The sequence below is a fragment of the Stenotrophomonas maltophilia genome, from assembly GCF_002799245.1.
Taxonomy (GTDB): domain Bacteria; phylum Pseudomonadota; class Gammaproteobacteria; order Xanthomonadales; family Xanthomonadaceae; genus Stenotrophomonas; species Stenotrophomonas maltophilia_S.
On record NZ_NEQV01000002.1, the window covers coordinates 306455 to 324518 of the forward strand.

Below are 18064 nucleotides of genomic sequence, written 5' to 3' on the forward strand. Positions count from 1 at the left end.
CTCAGTCCGTGCCGCCCAGCAGATGCGCGGCGACCGGCAGGGCGCACGCGCTCCACAGCGCGTACATGCGTGCTGAAGGATGCAGGCCGTCCTCGGCGATCATCGTCGGGTCTTCGCCCTGCGCGCGGCTGATGTCGGTGATGTCGACGAAGGCCACGCCCTGCTGGGTGCTGATCACCTCGGCGGCGGCATTGAATTCGTCGGTCTCGATCTCGATCGCGGCCAGGTCGCGGCCACTGCCGGCGCCGAACGGGGTGGCACCCCAATCGGGGAAGGACAGCACCAGCACGCGGCCAGCATCACCGCCCGCGAAGCCGATCGCACGCTGCAGCAGGGCCTGGAACTGGACGCGGTATTCGTCCAGCGGACGCCCGCGGTACTGGTTGTTGACGCCGATCAGCAGGCTGACGAAATCGAACCGGCCCTGCGGTGCGGCCGCGTCGATGCCGGCATCGAGTTCGTCGGTGGTCCAACCGGTGGTCGCAATGGTCTGCGGATCAGACAGCTCGATGCCCTGCGCACGCAGCGCGGCGGCCAGCTGGTGCGGCCAGCGGCCTTCGACCGCAACCGCTTCACCGATGGTGTACGAGTCGCCCAGCGCCAGGTAGGACAGCGCCACGGCTCAGGCCACCGAACGGCGTGGCTTCAGCGGCACGACCTTGGTCGCGTCCTCGGCACGCCGGGCCAGCACGCGGTCGATGCGGGCGAACACGTCGCGCATCACCGAGGCTTCCGGCAGCAGGGTCACGCGGAAATGATGGCGGTAGGGCACATTGAAGCTGGAACCCGGTACCACCAGCACCCCCTCGTTGTTCATCAGGTCCAGTGCGAAGCTGTGGTCGTCGAAGCCCTTGGCGGCGGCACCGACCACGGCCGGGAACGCATACAGCGCGCCGGCCGGTGCGACCAGCGACAGGTGCTCGCTGGCTTCGCAGGCCTCGATCACTGCGCGGCGGGTTTCATACAGGCGGCCACCCGGCGTGCACAGTTCGGAGATGGTGTCCGGGCCGTTCACCGCGGCCTCGATGGCATACTGGCCCGGCACGTTGGCGCACAGGCGCAGCGCGCCGAGCAGGTCCAGCGCTGCGCGGAAGTCGCCCAGGCGTGCGTCGTCGCCGCTCAGGTGGGCCCAGCCCACGCGCCAGCCGCAGGCACGGTGCACCTTGCTCAGGCCGCTGAAGGTCAGGCACGGGTGGTCGCCGGCCAGCGGCGCGACCGGCTGGAACACCGCATCGTCGTACAGGATCTGGTCGTAGATCTCATCGACCAGCAGCAGCAGGTTGTGGCGTCGCGCGATCTCGACCACGCGCTCCAGCAGTTCGCGCGGGTAACTGGCGCCACTGGGGTTGTTCGGGTTGATCAGCACGATGGCGCGGGTACGTGACGACACCAGCGTCTCGATCTCGCTCGGGTCCGGCTGGAAGCCGTTCTCGGCGGCGCAGCGGTAGTACACCGGGCGGCCATCGTTGAGGATGGTCGAGGCCGACCACAGCGGATAGTCCGGCGACGGCACCAGCACTTCATCGCCCGGATTGAGCAGTGCGCGCAGCGACAGGTCGATCAGCTCGCTGACGCCGTTGCCGACGAACATGCGGTCCGGGTGTGCATCCGGCGCACCGCGGCGGGCGTAGTAGCCGGCGATGGCCTCACGTGCCACCGGCAGGCCCTGCTGGTGGGTGTACGGGTCGGTGCGGCCCATGTCGTCGGCAATCGCGCGCTGCAGGTGCTCGGGTGCGCGGAAACCGAAGTTGCCCGGATTGCCGATGTTGAGCTTGATCAGCTTGCGGCCCTGCGCCTCCAGCTCCCGGGCTCGCCGCGCCAGTTCTCCGCGGATCTCGTAGCGCACTTCGGAAAGGCGCTCGCGGATGGCCAGGGGCTTGGGCGAGATGGTGGACATGGGGGCTGGGCCGTCAAAAGGCATGGGGATTCCATCCTACCGGAATTGCTGCAGTGCATGGCAAGGGCTCCGGGCTTGTCATTGCTGGGCTGGCAGGGGGCCGTCACAGGTAGAATGGCGGCGATGACCCAGACCCCCGATTTCATCGCCCTGCAGACCATCGGCTGGCCCTGGCCGGGCCCGGCGCAGCAGGCCGACTGGCAGGCCGTGATGGCCGCGCACCCGCAGGCCCGCCCGGCGCGGGTGATCGAACAGCACCGTACCCATTACGTGGTGGCCGATGGCCCGGACGCGGCGATCAAGGCCGAGTCGCTGCCGGAATGGCAGCGCCCGCGCTTCCCCAGCCACGAGCGGCCGGCCGTGGGTGACTGGGTGCTGCTGGACGGCATCCGCATTGTCGCGCTGTTGCCACGCCGCACCGCGATCAAGCGTGGCGCCGCTGGTGAGCACTATCACCAGCAGGTGATCGCGGCCAACATCGATACGGTGTTCATCGTCTGCGGCCTGGATGCCGACTTCAATCCGAGGCGCATCGAACGCTACCTGCTGCTGGTCGGCGGCGGTGGTGCCGAACCGGTGGTGGTGCTGACCAAGGCCGACCAGACCGAGTACAGCGAGGATGCGCTGGCGGTGCTGGAAGAGCTGGAAATGCAGGGCATCGCGCTGCATGCGATCAATGGACTGGATGCCGACAGCGTGGCGGTGCTGCAGCCGTGGCTGGGCCCGGGCCGCACGGTGGTGCTGGTGGGTTCTTCCGGTGCCGGCAAATCCACGCTGACCAATACCCTGCTCGGCGAGCAGCGGATGAAGACCAACGCGGTGCGTGCCAACGATTCGCGCGGCCGCCACACCACCACCCATCGCGCGCTGATGCCGCTGCCGATGGGCGCGTGCCTGATCGACACCCCCGGCATGCGCGAGCTGAAGCCGACCGGTGAAGAGACGCTGTCCGAAGGCGGCTTCGCCGATATCGAAGCGCTGGCGGCACAGTGCCGCTTCAACGACTGCAAGCATCAGCAGGAACCGGGCTGTGCTGTTCGTGCGGCGATCGATGCCGGCGAGATCGAAGAGAGCCGGCTGCTGAACTACTTCAAGCTGAAGGAAGAAGTGGCTGCCGCTGCCGCCAAGCTGGCGGTACGCCAGGCCGAGACCGCGCAGGAGCGCAGCGGCAGGAAGGGCAAGGGCCAGCAGTTCCGCCCGGCAGGCAAGCCGCGCCGGCGGTAACAAGGCAGCCGAGCATGGGCTCGGCTCTACACTTGGTTCGCGGTGGAATCATTCCCTGTAGCGCCCGAGCCGATGCTCGGGCGGCGGCGCACGGCGCCGGACACGGCAGGGCGCTATAGTCCGCGCATGGAACCGACCGCGACGCTGGACCGTGAGGTGGCCCACCATGCAGCGCTCGATGCGCGCCTGGTCGAGGCCGTGGGAGGCATCCGCCTGCTGGGACTGACCAGCTGGCCGGCCACGCTGCAGGCACCGTTCCTGGACAGCGTGGCGCGCGGCCAGCCGGTCCTGCCGAAGGTGGATTACCCTCGGCTCGACTTCAGCGAAGAGCGCCGCGCGCTGGCCGCGATCGCTGCCGGCTGCGATGACAGCCACCCGCTGGGACACTATGTGCGGCAGTCGGCACACAGCTGGGACCTGGCCGCGCAGCTACTGGAAGGGCTGGGCACCGCTGCAGTCGATACCTGTTCGGTGCAGCTGTTCGGCGCGCCCGAGCAGCCGTTGCCGGGCAATGGCCCCAGCACGCGCGAAGCGGCGCGGCACTTCATCCAGATTGCCGCCGAGCTGGACCACGAACTGCTGGCACCGGAGGAGCAGGTGCCGGTCTCGGCCATCGCGCTGCAACTGCAGCTGCAGAACGATCTGGACGCCTTCTTCGAATCACGCATCATCCAGGTGCAGCTCGACCCGGAACTGGTTTCCAAAGCGGCCGCAGGCCCGACCCGCATCCGCCTGCGCACCAGTGCGCGCTTCAGTGCCTACGATCGTGCGCAGTTGTTCCACCATGAAGCGCTGGTGCATTCGCTGACCGCATTGAACGGCCGCGAACAACCGGTGTTGCCGAGCCTGGCGCTGTCCTCGCCGCGGGTGACGGCAACCCAGGAAGGGCTGGCTACGTTCGCCGAACAGATCACCGGCAGCATCGACATCGAGCGCCTCAAGCGCATCAGCCTGCGTACCGAAGCGATTGCCATGGCACGCGAAGGCGCCGACTTCATCGAGGTATTCCGCTACTTCTGCGATGCCGGGCAGAACGCCGAGGAGAGTTTCGCTTCGGCGCAGCGCGTGTTCCGCGGCGTACCGCCCAGTGGCGGCCTGGCCTTCACCAAGGACACGGTGTACCTGCGCGGCCTGGTGTCGGTGCATACCTTCTTCCGCCACATGCTGGCCGAGGACCGGCTGCAGGTCTGCCGCTGGTTGTTTGCCGGCAAGATGAGCCTGACCGATGCGATCGCCTTCGCGCCGCTGTTCGAGGCGGGGGTGTTGAAGCCACCGCGCTGGCTGCCGCACTGGGTGAGCCGGGCGAACGGCCTGGCCGGCATGCTGGCGTTCTCGCTGTTCGCCAACCGGATACGGATGGACCAGCTGGCGCCGGAATGAAAGGCGTTGGCGGGATGATGCGCTGGCGCCTCGATTGATATCGCTGGGCGGCGGTGGGGCACCCTGGCCAGGACACGCCGTAAACCCATCCATGGGGGCTCGATCGGCGCATCCATGCGCCTCACGGTCCTGGCCAGGGTGCCCCACCGCCGCCAGACAGTTTCCCGCGCGGGCGGCAGCACATCACCGCGCCGAAGGGATTGCGCTTGAAAAGCAAAGAGCCGGGCAATGCCCGGCTCTTTGCTCTTGCTCTTCTTTGCCCTCCGCACCGTGGCGCGGGAAACCGTCGAGCAGGGTCGGATGGGCCGGCGCAGGACCGTTGGCGCCATGGATGGCGCCATCGAGCCCCCATGGGTGAGGGCGCTTTGCTTGCGAAGCACTGCTTCGCAAGCGCCCGAACGCCCAGCCGCCAGCGGCTGGGCCGGACCGCGAAGCGGGGTTTACGGCGTGTCCTGCCCCGGCCCATCCGGCCCTGCCCCGCAGCGGTAATCAAGACGCCGCGGGGCAACGCTTTCGACTTAGAACTCCGCCGCCACCGTCATGAACAGCTGCCGCGGTGCGCTGGCGTGGATCGCATAGCGCGTCCCCTTCGGATCGGTCGGTGCGAACGAGCTCAGCTGGCCGGCATAGCGCTTGTTGGTCAGGTTGGTCGCGTTCAACGACACCCGCACGTTGCGCAGGCCCAGGCCCGGACCGAAGTCGTAGCCGGCACCGGCGTCGAAGGTGGTCACGCCCGGCACCGACTGGTCGTTGGTGTAGGTGTAGTAGCGCTTGCCGGTGTACTTGGCACGCAGGCTGGCGAAGAAGCCATCGCGGTTCCAGCTGATTTCGCTGGAGGCCATGCGCTGCGGCGTATCCACCGTGATCTTGCCGGCCACCGGCACCACCGCACCGCCGGACAGGTAGTCATCCTCGTAGGTGGTCTTGTTCCAGGACAGCGCGTTGTACCACTGCAGGCCATCGATCGGCTTGAAGATGAAGGTCAGCTCCGCGCCGTAGCTCTTCACCGAACCGACGTTGATGAAGCGCGTCACGCACTCCGGACGCGTGCCGACTTCAATGCTCGAGCACGGGTTCAGCGACAGCAGGCGGTTGTCGAACTTGACGTTGTAGGCCGCGATCGACGCCTGGTACTTCTCTCCGAAGGTACGGAAGCCGGCTTCCAGGCTCTTGGACTTCTCCGGCTCCAGCCCGGCGCTGGCCGCGAACGATTCCGGCGACACCTGCAGCGGGCCGCCGCTGCCACCGCCGACGAAGGCGGCGATGTTCTCGGCGTAGGAGGCGAACAGCTCATTGTTGGCGTTGAGCTTGAAGCCCAGGCCCACCTGCGGCAGCACCGATTCCTTGGCGGTCAGCGTGCCCGAAGCGATGCTGGTTTCCACGCCGGGCTGCGCGGTGGCGCGCATGCGGGTGTTGGGGCTCTTGATGCCCACGTCCACGGTCAGGCGCTGGTCCAGGAAGCGCATGCGGTCCTGCACGTAGAACTGGCGCGTGCGGATGTCGAAGTCCTGGTTGAACAGCAGGCGGTCCGGGTTCTTCAGGTACAGGTCGTCCAGGAACGGGCCGCTGATGTAGTAGAAGTTGCGCGACACGTTATGGTCGTTCTGCTCGTACCACAGGCCGGCTTCCAGCTCGTGGATGCCCACCGTCCACGACAGCGCGGCGGTCAGGCCATCGCGGTTGATCGTGTAGTTGGTGCTGCGGATCGAGATCGGCAGCATCCTGTCGGTGCCCGGATAGGAAGGCTGGCCCGGTGCCCACCAGTGGCCCTGGCCACGATTGTCGTGGTGGTAGGCCAGCAGCTTCAGGCGGCCCTGCTCGCCCAGGCGCAGGTCGGCATCGACCGAATACAGGTTGTCGTCACGCAGCGCACGGCTCTGGTAGTACGCATCGTCGATGCTGTTGACGCCGCCGCTGAACGCGCAGCGCGCCTTGTTGTAGGTGCCCGGCGCGCAGTACGCAGCGGCGACGGCGCGATCCCAGTCCGGTGCATAGATGTTCCAGTCGTAGCCCAGGCCGCGGGCCAGCATGTCCTTGGACAGATAGGCGTAGTTGGCCTGGCTGGCGCGCGAGGTCGCCACGAACGCACCGAAGCGGTGGTCGCCGACATTCCACACCGCCTTTGCGTTGAACTGGCGGGTGGTCTGGTTCTGGTACGGCGCGGCCCACATGTCCTGGTCCTGGTGCACGCCGGACACATAGGCCGAGAAGCCATTGAGGTCGCCGGTGTCCACGCGCAGGTAGCCGCGGCGCTGGTTGTTGTCACCGACGGTGACGCTGGCGCGACCACCGAATTCGGTGGACGGGTCCATCGAGAAGTACTGGATGGTGCCACCCAGGTTGCTGGTCGACGCCACGCCCAGCGAGCCGATGCCCTGCGACAGCTCGGCGCCGGCCAGGTTCTCGGCGATGATCGCGCGGGCGATGCTCAGGCCGTTGTAGTTGCCGTAGCTGTTGTCGCCCAGCGGGATGCCGTCCAGCGTGTAGCCGAGGCGGCTCTTGTCGAAGCCGCGCAGGCTGATGGTCTGCGATTCCTCGTTGGCACCAAAGGCATCGTTGGACTGCACCGATACGCCCGGCAGGCGGTCGAGGATCTTCTGGCCACTGGTACCCGGGGGCAGCACCTGCTTGTCGACGGCGGTGATGCGCTGCACCTGGCGGGTCTCGCCCTGGCCGATCACGGAGACGGTATCCAGCGTCTGCGCGCTCAGCGCGGCATCGGTGCTGGCGCCGGTATCGGCGGTGGTGGCATGGGCGCTGGCGGCGGCGGAGAGCGCGATCGCCACGGCGATCGTCAGGTGTCGGGTCTGCATGGTGGTCCGTTGCATTGGGGGTGGTCACCGGCACGCGTGCGCGGTGCATGGCCACTATGCGAACGGAACATGAAACCTTCTTTACGAAAAACCAACGAACGGCGCAGGGATGGCAGGCGGGGTCCGGAAGAGGCGGGGTCAGATCCCTTTTGCCTGCAAAAGGGATCTGACCCCATGGCCAAGAAGCCAACGAACGGTGCAGGGATGGCAGGGGGGGGCCGCAGGAGGCGGGGTCAGATCCCTTTTGCAGGCAAAAGGGATCTGACCCCGTGGCCGACCCCATGGCCCCGCATGGGCAGGACTCAACCCATGTACAGGCCACCATTGACCGGATAGTCGGCACCGGTCACGTACGAGGCTTCATCCGAGGCCAGCCACGCGCACAGGCCGGCCACTTCCTCGGGGCGCCCCAGGCGGCGCACCGGCACCGAGGCGGCCAGCCGATCCAGTACGTCCGGCGGGAAGCTGCTGATCGCCTGGCTGGCGATATAGCCTGGCGACAGCGTGTTGACGGTGACCCCGCGCGAGGCCACTTCCGCGGCCAGCGCCCGGCTGAAGCCATGCATCGCCGCCTTGGCGGTGGCGTAGTTCACCTGGCCGATCTGGCCCTTGTGGGCGCTGACCGAACCGATGTTGATGATGCGGCCCCAGCCGCGCGAGGCCATGCCATCGACCACCTGCTTGGTCAGGTTGAACAACGCATTGAGGTTGGAGGCGATCACCGCGTTCCAGTCCTCCACCGTCATCTGCCGGAACAGCAGGTCGCGGCTGCCACCGGAGTTGTTGACCAGCACGTCCACCTCGCCGACTTCGGCGCGGACCTTGGCGAACGCGGCGCTGGTCGAGGCCCAGTCGGTGGCGTTGCCTTCGGAGGCGATGAAGTCGAAACCCTGTTCGCGCTGCTCGCGCAGCCAGTTGGCCTTGCGCGGCGAGTTCGGCGCGCAGCCGGCAACCACGGTGTGGCCACTGCGGGCCAGGCTCTGGCAGATGGCAGTACCGACACTGCCCATGCCGCTGGTGACGTAAGCGATTCGAAGCGTCATTGCAGAAGGCTCCTTGGTAAGGGGTCAGGCGGCGAGCGGGTACAGGCCGAACAGCAGGCTGCCGACCATCAGCAGCATCGAGATGGCGATGGCCCACTTCAGGGTGAACTTCTGGTGGTCGGCGAATTCGACCTTGGCCAGGCCCACCAGCAGGTAGGTGGATGGCACCAGCGGGCTGAGCAGGTGCACCGGCTGGCCGGCCAACGAGGCGCGCGCCATTTCCACCGGGGTGATGCCGTAGTTGCTGGCAGCCTCGGAGAGAATCGGCAGCACGCCGAAGTAGAACGCGTCGTTGGACATGAAGAAGGTGAACGGCATCGACGCAACCGCTGTGATCACCGCCAGGTACGGGCCCCACGACTCCGGAATCACCGCCAGGAAGCTGTGCGACATCGCTTCGACCATGCCGGTGTTGTTGAGGATGCCGGTGAAGATGCCTGCGGCGAAGATCAGCGACACCACCGACAGCACGTTGCCGGCATGGTTGACCACGCGGCGGCGCTGCTCGGCCAGGTTCGGGTAGTTGATCACCAGGGCGATGGCGAAGCCGACCATGAACAGCACCGGCATCGGCAGCAGGCCGATGATCAGCGCGGTCATCAGTGCCACGGTCAGGGCCAGGTTGACCCACAGCAGCTTCGGGCGCTTGATGTCCTCGGCGTCTTCCACGGTCGGCAGCGGATTGCTGTCGTCGGACACGCTGTTGTCCATCCAGCTGCCGCCCTTGGGCAGGGTCACCACGCCGAGGCGACGGCGTTCCTTCAGGCCCAGGTACCAGGCCAGCAGCAGTACGCCGGCGCAGGCGATCACCATCGACGGGATCAGCGGCACGAACACATCGGCCGGATCCACGTGCAGCGCGGTGGCCGCGCGTGCGGTCGGGCCGCCCCACGGGGTCAGGTTCATCACGCCGCCGGCGAGGATGGTCACGCAGGTCATGTTCAGCGCGTTCATGCCGAGGCGCTGGTACAGCGGCAGCATCGCCGAGACGGTGATCATGTACGTGGTCGAGCCATCACCATCGAGCGAGATCAGCATCGCCAGCACGGCGGTACCGAGCACGATCTTCATCGGATCGCCCTTGACGAAGCGCAGGATGATCCGCACCAGCGGATCGAACAGGCCGGCGTCGATCATCACCCCGAAGTAGAGGATGGCGAACATCAGCATCACGCCGGTCGGCGCGATCTTCTTGATGCCTTCCAGCATCATTTCGTCGATGCCGGCGCCGAAGCCGCCGATCAGCGCGAACAGGATGGGGATGGTGATCAGGGCCACCAGCGGCGACAGCCGCTTGCTCATGATCAAGTACATGAACGTAATGACCATGCCAAAGCCGAGGATGCTCAGCATCATCTGCGGACTCCTTGCGAAAACAGGATGTGGGGGAGTGGAAGGGGCCCGGGCGGCATGCCCGGGATACCGGGCTTAGAAGTCGTACTGCAGGCGTCCGGTGACCGCGCGCGTGCGGTCCACCGTGACTCCGGCGAGGCGGTCGCGGTTGCGGCTTTCGATCACGTTGAGCATGAAGCGCAGGTTGTCGCGCAGGTACCAGTTGCCGCCCAGCGTCCAAGCTTCGGTGCTGCCGCGGCGCAGGTCCGGCGCGCCATCAAGGTGCTGCGCGCCCCACATCTGGTCGTAGCGCAGCGCCACTTCGAAGGCGCCGGCCTTGTGGCGGATGTCCTTCACCCGTGCGAATCGACCGGTCTTGCGATCGTAGGCACGGCTTTCGCCGGTGACGAACCAGCTGAGCATGCCGTAGGCGGCCATCACGTCGCCGCGCTGCGCACCGTCATCGAAGGTGGCGCCACTGAACTCGCCCTGCCACGACAGCGGGCCGCGTACCTGCGCGTACTCCAGCGACCACTTGTTGACGTCGGTATCGCGACCGGCGGAGAAATCGACCAGGGTCAGGCGGCTCTCGTCGGACAGGTGGCCGGCCGGGCGCGGGCGGATCTTCAGGCCCGGAACGCCGTTGGCGCCGGGGTTGTCGTAGGCCTCGCGGGCCAGCGACAGGCCCAGGTGCAGCACGTCACCGTCGCTGGGCGAGGGTGCCCAGGTGACGCGGCCACCGGCGGCGCGGCCCTTCACCTGCCAGGCGTCGATGCTTTCCAGGCTGTAGACGCTGGCCGCCCAGGTGAAATCACCCGGATTGGCCTGCCACGACGCACCCAGCCGGTACAGCGGCGCCAGCGTGGTGCCGGCGTTGCCGCGCTCCAGGAAGCTGCCGTAGTTGGAGCTGGTGCGGTCATCCAGCGAGAAGTACTGCTTGAACTGGCCCACGGTCAGCTTGCCGGCCTTGCCGAAGCTGCGTGCCAGGTACACGTCCTTGGCCTCGACGCGGTCGCCGGAGAAGTCGGCTTCCAGCTTGTAGTCGACCACGAAGAACCTGCCGGACACATCCACCCAGGCGCGGCGGATTTCGGTGTCGTCCTTGTTCGGCGTGCCGCGGTTGTCGTTGTCGAAGGTGGCGAAGTCCAGGTGCAGGCGACCGCCGAGGGTGGCGGTGACCGGACGGTCGTCTTCGGCGAAGGCCGGCGCCGACAGGGCAGCCAGCGCCATCATGGCGGCAGGACGCCGCCAGGCAAACGTGAATTCCACAAACCCTCCCAGGTGCGCGCCAGGCGCGCGGCAATCGTGGGCACCGGACGGTGCGCGGCCGCAGTCTGGGTCGGGCAAGCTGTCATCGTCCTGTCAACGGATGGTGCGGTGCAGCGTAAAACGGGCGCGGCGGCGGCATGCGGTAGCATTCGTTTCCCCTCCCACACGTGTGCCCATGCGCCTGCTGCTGGTCGAAGACAATCCGGATCTGGCCGATGCGATCATCCGCCGGATGCGCCGCAGCGGGCACGCCGTGGACTGGCAGGCCGATGGCCTGGCTGCTGCCAGCGTGCTGCGCTACCAGAGCTTTGACCTGGTGGTGCTGGATATCGGCCTGCCCAAGCTCGATGGCCTGCGCGTGCTGGCCGGCATGCGCGAGCGCGGTGACAGCACGCCGGTGCTGATGCTGACCGCGCGCGATGGCATCGAAGATCGCGTGCAGGCGCTGGATGTGGGGGCCGACGACTACCTGGGCAAGCCGTTCGATTTCCGCGAGTTCGAAGCGCGTTGCCGCGTGCTGCTGCGGCGTGCGCGTGGCCAGGCCAGCGAAGTGGTGCAGATCGGCGGCTTCCAGTTCGACAACGCTGCGCACCGGGTCAGCCTCGATGGCGAACCGATCGAACTGCCCAACCGCGAATACCGCCTGCTGGAGATCCTGGTCGGTCGCCTCGGCCAGGTGGTCGGCAAGGACGAGATCGGCAACGGCCTGTTCGGCTTCGATGACGAAGCCGGCCCGAACGCCATCGAGTTGTATGTTGGCCGCCTGCGCAGGAAGCTGGCCGGCGCACCCTTGCGTATCACTACGGTGCGCGGTGTCGGTTACCTGCTGGAAGCAAGCGATACCCATGCCGACGCCGACGCCGATGGCTGACGCGCGCGCTGCGGCTGCGGCGCCGGGTTCGCTGCGGCGCACGCTGCTGCTCTACCTCGGCGTGCTGCTGGCGGTGTTCGCGGTGGCCCTGTTGTTTGCCGCACGCGATTACGGCCAGCGTGCTGCCAATCGCTCCTACGATCACCTGCTGGTGTCCTCGGCGCTGTCCATTGCCGATTCGGTGGCCCTGGTCGATGGCCAGTGGCAGGTGGATCTGCCGTATGCCGCGCTGGATCTGCTGGCGATGGCACCGGAAGACCGCGTGTTCTATCGGGTGGCCGACAGCCGCGGCCGGCTGATCACCGGCTACGGTGACCTGCCGGCGCCGCCGCGCAGGCCCGGCACGCAGCCGCAGCTGTTCGATGCCAGCTACAGCGGCGAGACCGTGCGCTTCGTGGTGGTCGGCCGCAGCTTCGCCGCCGCCTCGGCGCAGGGCGAGGTGCAGGTGCAGGTTGGCCAGACCCGGCGTGCGCGCGAAGCGCTGGCGCAGGACATGGTCAACCGCGCGCTGCTGGCGATCGGCGTGTTGTCCGGCCTGCTGCTGGCGCTGGTGGCCTTTGGCGTGCATCGCGCGTTTCGCCCGCTGGTGCGGGTGGAGCGCGAGCTGTCGCGCCGCGAACCGTCCGACCTGAAGCCGCTGGATGCCCGCGTGCCGCGCGAGATGGACCAGATGGTGGCGGCCTTGAATCGCTTCATGGAACGCCTGTCGAGCAGCAACGAGACGCTGCGCGCGTTCATGGCAGAGGCGGCACACCAGATGCGCACGCCACTGGCGGCATTGCGCGCGCAGGCGCAGTTGGCGCTGGATGATGACGATCCGGAGGACATGCGGCGCAGCCTGCAGGCGATCGAGCGCAATGCCACGCATATGAGCCGGCTGCTCAACCAGCTGCTCAGCGATGCCAGCGTGATCCATCGTTCCCATCTGCAGCGCTTTGCGGCGGTTGACCTGGCCGAGACCGTGCACCAGGCCCTGCATGAAGCGCTGCCGCAGGCCGGCCCGGCGCCACGCGTGCAGCTGGCGATGACCGCCGAGCCGGTGCAGGTGCATGGCGACGCACTATTGCTGCGCGAGGCGATCAAGAACCTGGTCGACAACGCACTGAAGTACGGCGGCGAGGGCCCGCTGCAGATCGCGCTGACCGTGGAGGGCGGGCAGGCCGTGCTGACCATTGCCGATCATGGTGCAGGTATCCCGCCTGGCGATGCCGAACGTGTATTCGAGCGCTTCGCGCGTGGCGAAGGCGCGCCGTCCGGCGGCGCCGGGCTTGGCCTGGCCATCGTCAAGCGCGTGGTCGACAGCCATGGCGGCCGCATCGACCTCAGCAACCGTCCGCAGGGCGGGCTGGTCGCCACCATCCGCCTGCCCCGGAGCAGCTCATGATCCGCCTGTTCGCCATGGCCGTTGCGCTGCTGCTGGCCCTGCCGGTGCTGGCCGCGCCCGGTGATGTACGCCGCTTTCCTGCGCATGCAGCGGCCACCGCGCAGCTGCGCATCCACGGCACCACCGACATTGAAGTGTTCGCGGTGGTCATCGCCGATTACCAGCGGCTGCACCCGGGCACCGAAGTGGTGTACGAAGACATCATCACCCAGGACCTGTACGCACGGTACCTGCACGACCGTGCCGGGCCGGCATCGCCGGACCTGCTGATCTCCAGCGGCATGGACCTGCAGACCAGGCTGGTCAACGATGGCCACGCGCTGCCACACCGTTCGGCGCAGACCGCCGCGCTGCCGGGGTGGGCGCAGTGGCGCAACGAGGCATTCGGCATCAGCTACGAGCCGGTAGTGATGGTCTACAACACCCGTGCAATGCCTGCGGCGAAGGTGCCACACACACGCCGCCAGCTGCTGGACCGGCTGCGTGCCGAGGGAGCACCGCTGCGCGGCAAGGTAGGCACCTATGACATCGAGCGCAGCAGTGTCGGCTACCTGCTGGCAACCCAGGATGCGCAGCGCGGCAGCATTGCCGGCGCGTTGCTGGGTGCGCTGGGCGACAACGATGTGGTGCGCGAAGAGCGCACCGGCGTGCTGCTGGACAAGGTGGCCAGTGGCCAACTGTCGCTGGTCTACAACGTGCTCGGCTCCTACGCGCAGGCACGGGTCGATGCTGGCGCTCCGCTGGCCATCGTCGAACCCGAGGACTACACGCTGGTGGTGCTGCGTACTGCGGTGATCCCGCGTACCGGCCCGCACCCGGAAGAAGCCCGGCGCTTCCTCGACTACCTGTTGTCGCCGCGTGGCCAGCAGGTGCTCTCGCGCGAGGCTCGGCTGATGCCGATCGTGACCGGCAACGCACGCGGCGCGGATGCGCCCGGCCGCAGCCGGCGCCCGATCCAGCTGGGCCCGGGCCTGCTGGTGTACCTGGATGCGCTCAAGCGCCGCCAGTTCCTCGACGCCTGGCGCAGCAGCGTCGAGCCGGCAGGGCGCTGATGTCCTGGCAGCGCCGGGCCGTGGCCGGCGGATGCGGTTTGCTGGCCGTACAATGTCGGCATGAGCGAATACACCATCCTGATCGCCGATGACCACCCGCTGCTGCGTTCGGCGGTGGTGCAGTCATTGCGGCAGAGCCTGCCGCTGGCACAGGTACGCGAGGTCGCCAGCGCCGAGGCACTGGCCGAGGCACTCGACGCGCACCCGGATGTGGACCTGGTGCTGCTCGACCTGACCATGCCCGGTGCACACGGTTTTTCCGCACTGCTGCACGTGCGTGGCTCGCATGCGGACATTCCGGTGGTGATCCTCTCGTCCAACGACCACCCACGGGTGATCCGTCGTGCCCAGCAGTTCGGTGCCGCCGGTTTCATCCCCAAGTCGGCCCCTGCCGAGACCATTGGCGAAGCGGTGCAGGCGGTGCTTGATGGTGGCCTGTGGTTTCCGGCGATGGCCGCCGAGCGTTCCGAGGCGGACGCGCTGCTGGCCAGCCGCCTGGCCCAGCTGACCCCGCAGCAGTTCCGCGTGCTGCTGTGCCTGGCCGATGGCCTGCTCAACAAGCAGATCGCCTACACGCTGGGGTTGGCCGAGAACACGGTGAAGGTGCATGTCACCGCCATCCTGAAAAAACTCGAGTGCCATAGCCGAACGCAGGCAGCGGTGCTGGTGAAGGCGCTGGAGCCTGAGGGCGACGCCGGCGCCGGGCTGTAGTTTCCTGCCAACGGCGCAGCCCCTCGTGGGTGGGTTTGGGTTGGTCGCTGAAAGCAGAAGCCGCGAGTGGGCCGGTCGGGTTGGGTGCGCGGGGGACGCCGTGAATCCGTCCCTGGAGACTTGGCAGCCGCTTGCTCGTGTGCGCCGTCCTGCGCACACGGCAAGACCGGCCTCTGACAGATTGCGGTGGCCTGTCACCCACGGAGAAGAAAAAGAAGATCAAAAGCAAAGGCAGCCTGACAGGCCGCTTTCTGTAGAGCCGAGCCCACGCTCGGCTGCTCTGCGGTCGGTCCGCCAAGCCGAGCATGGGCTCGGCTCTACACGAGCAAGCGCAGCCCATCTACCCGGCCCCACCGATGAACTGCTTTGCGCGACCACCCACGAGGGGCTGCGCCGTTGGCTGGAATCACCCGCGATGGCGGATCAGCAGCTGGCTCATCAGTGCCCGCAGCGCCGGAGGCTTCACCGGCTTGGCCATCATTCCCCAGCCGCGCTCGGCGGCCATCTCGCGCAACCCCGCATCGCGTTCGGCGGTTACCAGCACCACCGGCGGCCGTGCCTGCCACAGCTCCGCCAGCGTCTCGTACAGCACCGGTCCGTGGTGGTCACCCATGCGCACGTCCAGCAGCACCAGCTCCGGCACGGTCGCGGTATTGGCCAGCTGCAGCGCGGCCTGCGGGCCGTCGGCCAGTACCACCTCGCAACCCCAGCGTTCCAGCAAGGCGCGGCTGGCCGCGCACACGTGCGGATCGTCGTCGATCACCCAGACGCGCCGACCACGCAGGGGATTGTCCGCAGCGGTCTCCTGGACCAGCACCGGCGCGGGCGCCGTGGCTGGAATCGCGCTGGCCTCGCCGAGCGGCACGCCCACTGCGAACACGCTGCCCTGGCCCACGTGCGAGCGCAGCCGGATTGGATGGCCGAGCAGGCGGCCGATGCGATCGACGATGGCCAGGCCGAGGCCGGCACCGCGCTGCTGGCCGTCGTGCAGGCGGCGGAATTCCTCGAAGATCTCGCCCTGCAGCGCATCGGGAATGCCAGGGCCCTGGTCGTGCACTTCGATCCACAGCAGGCCATCGCGGCGCCGGCAACCGAGCAGCACGCGGCCGCGTTCGCTGTAGCGCAGCGCATTGGACAGGAAGTTCTGCAGGATACGGCGCAGCAACGCTTCATCGCTGACCACCACGGCGCCGGTGTCGACCCAGTCCACCATCAGCCCACGCGATTGCGCGGCGATGCCGAACTCGCGCGCCAGGGTCTGCAGCAGGGGCCCCAGTCGGAACGCCTGCACGCGGGTGGGCAGGCTGCCGGATTCCAGCCGGGCGATATCCAGCAGGCTGTTGAGAATCGCATCCTGCGCAGCCAGCGCGGCATCGATGTGGTCGCTGGTCTGCTGCTGCGCCGGGTCACTCAGCTTGCCGCGCAGCACCGAAACGAACATGCGCGCCGCATTGAGCGGCTGCAGCAGGTCGTGCACCGCCGAGGCCACGAAGCGGGTCTTGTAGCGGTTGGCCTGCTCGGCCTCGCGGCGTGCTTCGTCCAGGTCGTGGGTGCGCTCGGCAATGCGATGTTCCAGCGCATCGGCCAGCGAGCGCAGTTCACGCGCAGCGTTCTTGTAGCTGGTGATGTCGGCGTAGCTGGTGACGAAGCCACCATCGGGCAGGGGATTGCCACGGATCTCCAGCACCGTGCCGTCGTCCTTCTCGCTCTCGCGCATGTGCGGGCGGCCGCTGCGCAGATGGTTCAGGCGGCGCTCGATGGCCTCGTCCACCGGGCCGGGACCGAGCAGGCCACGGCGTGCGTTGAAGCGGAACAGTTCCTCGATCGGCCGGCCCACCCGCACCAGATCCAGCGGGAAGCGGAACAGCTCCAGATAGCGCGAATTCCATGCGACCAGGCGCAGTTCCCGGTCGATCACCACCACACCCTGGGGCAGGTGTTCGAGGCTGCGGCTGAGTCCGCTGTCGGCATCGGTGGCGGCCTGCAGCAGGCCATCCTGTGCGGTGCGCAGTTCCTGCGCGTGCTGCTTGAGCAGGGTTTCCAGCTCGCGGCGGCTGCGCAGGCGATGCTTGGCCAGGCGCCGGCGCTGCTGCACGAACAGCACCAGGAAGCCCAACGCCAGCCAGGCGGCACCGCCGGTGAGTGCTGCGGCGCGACCGGCACCGGTGGCGGCACTGGCGTCGTGCAGCAGGTGCAGGTTCCAGCCCTCGGCGGGAAGCGGCAGGCTTTGCCACAGCATCGGTTGCGGCAGTGCCGGATCCAGCAGGCGCACCATGCGGCCGCCGTCGGCCAGCACGTCTTCGGTACGCGCGCGCAGCGGCTGCAAGGCGCGGTCGGCGTACTGGCGGGCGTCCAGCATCTCGCGGCGCTCATGGGCGCCCAGCGGGCGCAGCAGCCGGTAGCGCCAGCTGTCACGGTTGGCCAGGAACACCACGTCGTGGTCGTCGCTGGCCAGCACCACGTCCGGGCTGCTCAGCCATTCCTGTTCCAGCGCGGACAGCTCGACCTTGATCACCACCACGCCCAGCCGCTTGCCGTCTTCTTCGATGGCCTGCGAGAGGTAGTAGCCGGGCACGCCGGTGGTCATGCCGATGCCGTAGAAGCGGCCACGGCCCTGCGCCAGCGCCTGGCGGTAGTAGGGACGGTAGCTGTAGTTCTCGCCGACGTTGGTGGTGGGCTGGTCCCAGTTGCTGGCTGCCACCGCCACGCCATCATGGCCGACCAGGGTCAGGGTCGAGGCACGGGTGACTTCATTGGCGCGTTGCAGCTTGAGGTTCAGGCGCTGCCGTTCGGTGGGCGAGGGTGGCACGCGCAGCGCGTGCAGCAGATCCGGATCCAGCGCCAGTACCTGCGGCAAGGTGCCGAAGCGGTCGATGCGCTGTTGCAGGCCCTGGCCGTACAGCTGCAGCTGGCGTTGCACCTGGCTGCTTTCCTCGCCGAGCGCGCGCCGCCAGGCGTAGTGGCCGGCGGCGACCGCGCACAGCACGGTGCCACCGACCATCACCAGGATCGTCAGCAACAGCATCCGGTGGCGGCTGAGCCAGTACATGGCGGCAGTCTACGCAGGGCCGGCGGGCGTGGCGTGCAC

The 18064-nt window shown here is 67.9% G+C and carries 13 protein-coding genes; 6 read left to right on the forward strand and 7 right to left on the reverse strand.

Annotated elements, in window-relative coordinates; all coding sequences use genetic code 11:
- Position 1: 1 nt before the first annotated feature.
- Together B9Y64_RS07370 and B9Y64_RS07375 are read right to left on the reverse strand one after the other, a co-directional pair.
- Positions 2–619 carry an SGNH/GDSL hydrolase family protein gene (locus B9Y64_RS07370; protein WP_100440146.1) on the reverse strand — a complete coding sequence of 206 codons (618 nt, stop codon included), beginning with the start codon at positions 617–619 and terminating at the stop codon, positions 2–4.
- Between the two features lie 3 nt (positions 620–622).
- Positions 623–1897 (reverse strand): pyridoxal phosphate-dependent aminotransferase, encoded by a 1275-nt coding sequence (locus B9Y64_RS07375; RefSeq protein ID WP_100440147.1) that lies wholly within the window; start codon positions 1895–1897, stop codon positions 623–625.
- Positions 1898–2011: 114 nt separating this feature from the next.
- On the opposite strand from B9Y64_RS07375, the gene rsgA reads away from it, so the two are divergent.
- Both rsgA and B9Y64_RS07385 read left to right on the forward strand, forming a co-directional pair.
- Positions 2012–3121, forward strand: a complete 1110-nt coding sequence (rsgA, locus tag B9Y64_RS07380; RefSeq protein WP_100440148.1) for a ribosome small subunit-dependent GTPase A — start codon at positions 2012–2014, stop codon at positions 3119–3121.
- Between the two features lie 126 nt (positions 3122–3247).
- Positions 3248–4501: a flavohemoglobin expression-modulating QEGLA motif protein gene (locus tag B9Y64_RS07385; protein ID WP_100440149.1), complete on the forward strand. Its 1254-nt coding sequence runs from the start codon at positions 3248–3250 to the stop codon at positions 4499–4501.
- A gap of 518 nt (positions 4502–5019) precedes the next feature.
- Here the strand turns inward: B9Y64_RS07385 and B9Y64_RS07390 are convergent.
- The 4 genes from B9Y64_RS07390 to B9Y64_RS07405 all read right to left on the reverse strand — a co-directional run bounded on the left by B9Y64_RS07390 (position 5020) and on the right by B9Y64_RS07405 (position 10922).
- Positions 5020–7314 (reverse strand): TonB-dependent receptor, encoded by a 2295-nt coding sequence (locus B9Y64_RS07390; RefSeq protein WP_100440150.1) that lies wholly within the window; start codon positions 7312–7314, stop codon positions 5020–5022.
- Between the two features lie 302 nt (positions 7315–7616).
- On the reverse strand, positions 7617–8357 hold the full coding sequence (phbB, locus tag B9Y64_RS07395; RefSeq protein WP_100440151.1) for an acetoacetyl-CoA reductase: 741 nt from the start codon (positions 8355–8357) through the stop codon (positions 7617–7619).
- Between the two features lie 24 nt (positions 8358–8381).
- Positions 8382–9710 carry a CitMHS family transporter gene (locus B9Y64_RS07400; RefSeq protein ID WP_100440690.1) on the reverse strand — a complete coding sequence of 443 codons (1329 nt, stop codon included), beginning with the start codon at positions 9708–9710 and terminating at the stop codon, positions 8382–8384.
- Between the two features lie 75 nt (positions 9711–9785).
- On the reverse strand, positions 9786–10922 hold the full coding sequence (locus B9Y64_RS07405; RefSeq protein ID WP_100440152.1) for an OprO/OprP family phosphate-selective porin: 1137 nt from the start codon (positions 10920–10922) through the stop codon (positions 9786–9788).
- 211 nt (positions 10923–11133) lie between these two features.
- On the opposite strand from B9Y64_RS07405, the gene B9Y64_RS07410 reads away from it, so the two are divergent.
- The 4 genes from B9Y64_RS07410 to B9Y64_RS07425 are packed head-to-tail and all read left to right on the forward strand — an operon-like array spanning position 11134 to position 14976.
- On the forward strand, positions 11134–11829 hold the full coding sequence (locus tag B9Y64_RS07410; RefSeq protein WP_100440153.1) for a response regulator transcription factor: 696 nt from the start codon (positions 11134–11136) through the stop codon (positions 11827–11829).
- Positions 11822–13213 carry a sensor histidine kinase gene (locus B9Y64_RS07415; RefSeq protein WP_100440691.1) on the forward strand — a complete coding sequence of 464 codons (1392 nt, stop codon included), beginning with the start codon at positions 11822–11824 and terminating at the stop codon, positions 13211–13213. Before B9Y64_RS07410 ends, B9Y64_RS07415 begins: the two co-directional genes overlap by 8 nt.
- Positions 13210–14265, forward strand: coding sequence for an ABC transporter substrate-binding protein (locus B9Y64_RS07420; RefSeq protein WP_100440154.1), 1056 nt, complete (start codon positions 13210–13212; stop codon positions 14263–14265). Before B9Y64_RS07415 ends, B9Y64_RS07420 begins: the two co-directional genes overlap by 4 nt.
- Before the next feature lie 60 nt (positions 14266–14325).
- The gene (locus B9Y64_RS07425; RefSeq protein WP_100440155.1) at positions 14326–14976 is read left to right on the forward strand and encodes a response regulator; all 651 of its coding nucleotides are present in this window, start codon (positions 14326–14328) and stop codon (positions 14974–14976) included.
- A gap of 406 nt (positions 14977–15382) precedes the next feature.
- On the opposite strand, the gene B9Y64_RS07430 is transcribed toward B9Y64_RS07425, so the two are convergent.
- Positions 15383–18025: a hybrid sensor histidine kinase/response regulator gene (locus tag B9Y64_RS07430; protein WP_100440156.1), complete on the reverse strand. Its 2643-nt coding sequence runs from the start codon at positions 18023–18025 to the stop codon at positions 15383–15385.
- Positions 18026–18064: the final 39 nt, after the last annotated feature.

Bases quoted from the DNA above. Each gene is read 5' to 3' on its own strand.
- B9Y64_RS07390 (WP_100440150.1), bottom strand. From the start codon at position 7,314: ATGCAGACCCGACACCTGACGATCGCCGTGGCGATCGCGCTCTCCGCC.
- B9Y64_RS07420 (WP_100440154.1), top strand. From the start codon at position 13,210: ATGATCCGCCTGTTCGCCATGGCCGTTGCGCTGCTGCTGGCCCTGCCG.
- rsgA (WP_100440148.1), top strand. From the start codon at position 2,012: ATGGCGGCGATGACCCAGACCCCCGATTTCATCGCCCTGCAGACCATC.
- B9Y64_RS07410 (WP_100440153.1), top strand. From the start codon at position 11,134: ATGCGCCTGCTGCTGGTCGAAGACAATCCGGATCTGGCCGATGCGATC.
- B9Y64_RS07385 (WP_100440149.1), top strand. From the start codon at position 3,248: ATGGAACCGACCGCGACGCTGGACCGTGAGGTGGCCCACCATGCAGCG.
- phbB (WP_100440151.1), bottom strand. From the start codon at position 8,357: ATGACGCTTCGAATCGCTTACGTCACCAGCGGCATGGGCAGTGTCGGT.
- B9Y64_RS07400 (WP_100440690.1), bottom strand. From the start codon at position 9,710: ATGCTGAGCATCCTCGGCTTTGGCATGGTCATTACGTTCATGTACTTG.
- B9Y64_RS07415 (WP_100440691.1), top strand. From the start codon at position 11,822: ATGGCTGACGCGCGCGCTGCGGCTGCGGCGCCGGGTTCGCTGCGGCGC.
- B9Y64_RS07405 (WP_100440152.1), bottom strand. From the start codon at position 10,922: ATGATGGCGCTGGCTGCCCTGTCGGCGCCGGCCTTCGCCGAAGACGAC.
- B9Y64_RS07430 (WP_100440156.1), bottom strand. From the start codon at position 18,025: ATGTACTGGCTCAGCCGCCACCGGATGCTGTTGCTGACGATCCTGGTG.
- B9Y64_RS07375 (WP_100440147.1), bottom strand. From the start codon at position 1,897: ATGTCCACCATCTCGCCCAAGCCCCTGGCCATCCGCGAGCGCCTTTCC.
- B9Y64_RS07425 (WP_100440155.1), top strand. From the start codon at position 14,326: ATGAGCGAATACACCATCCTGATCGCCGATGACCACCCGCTGCTGCGT.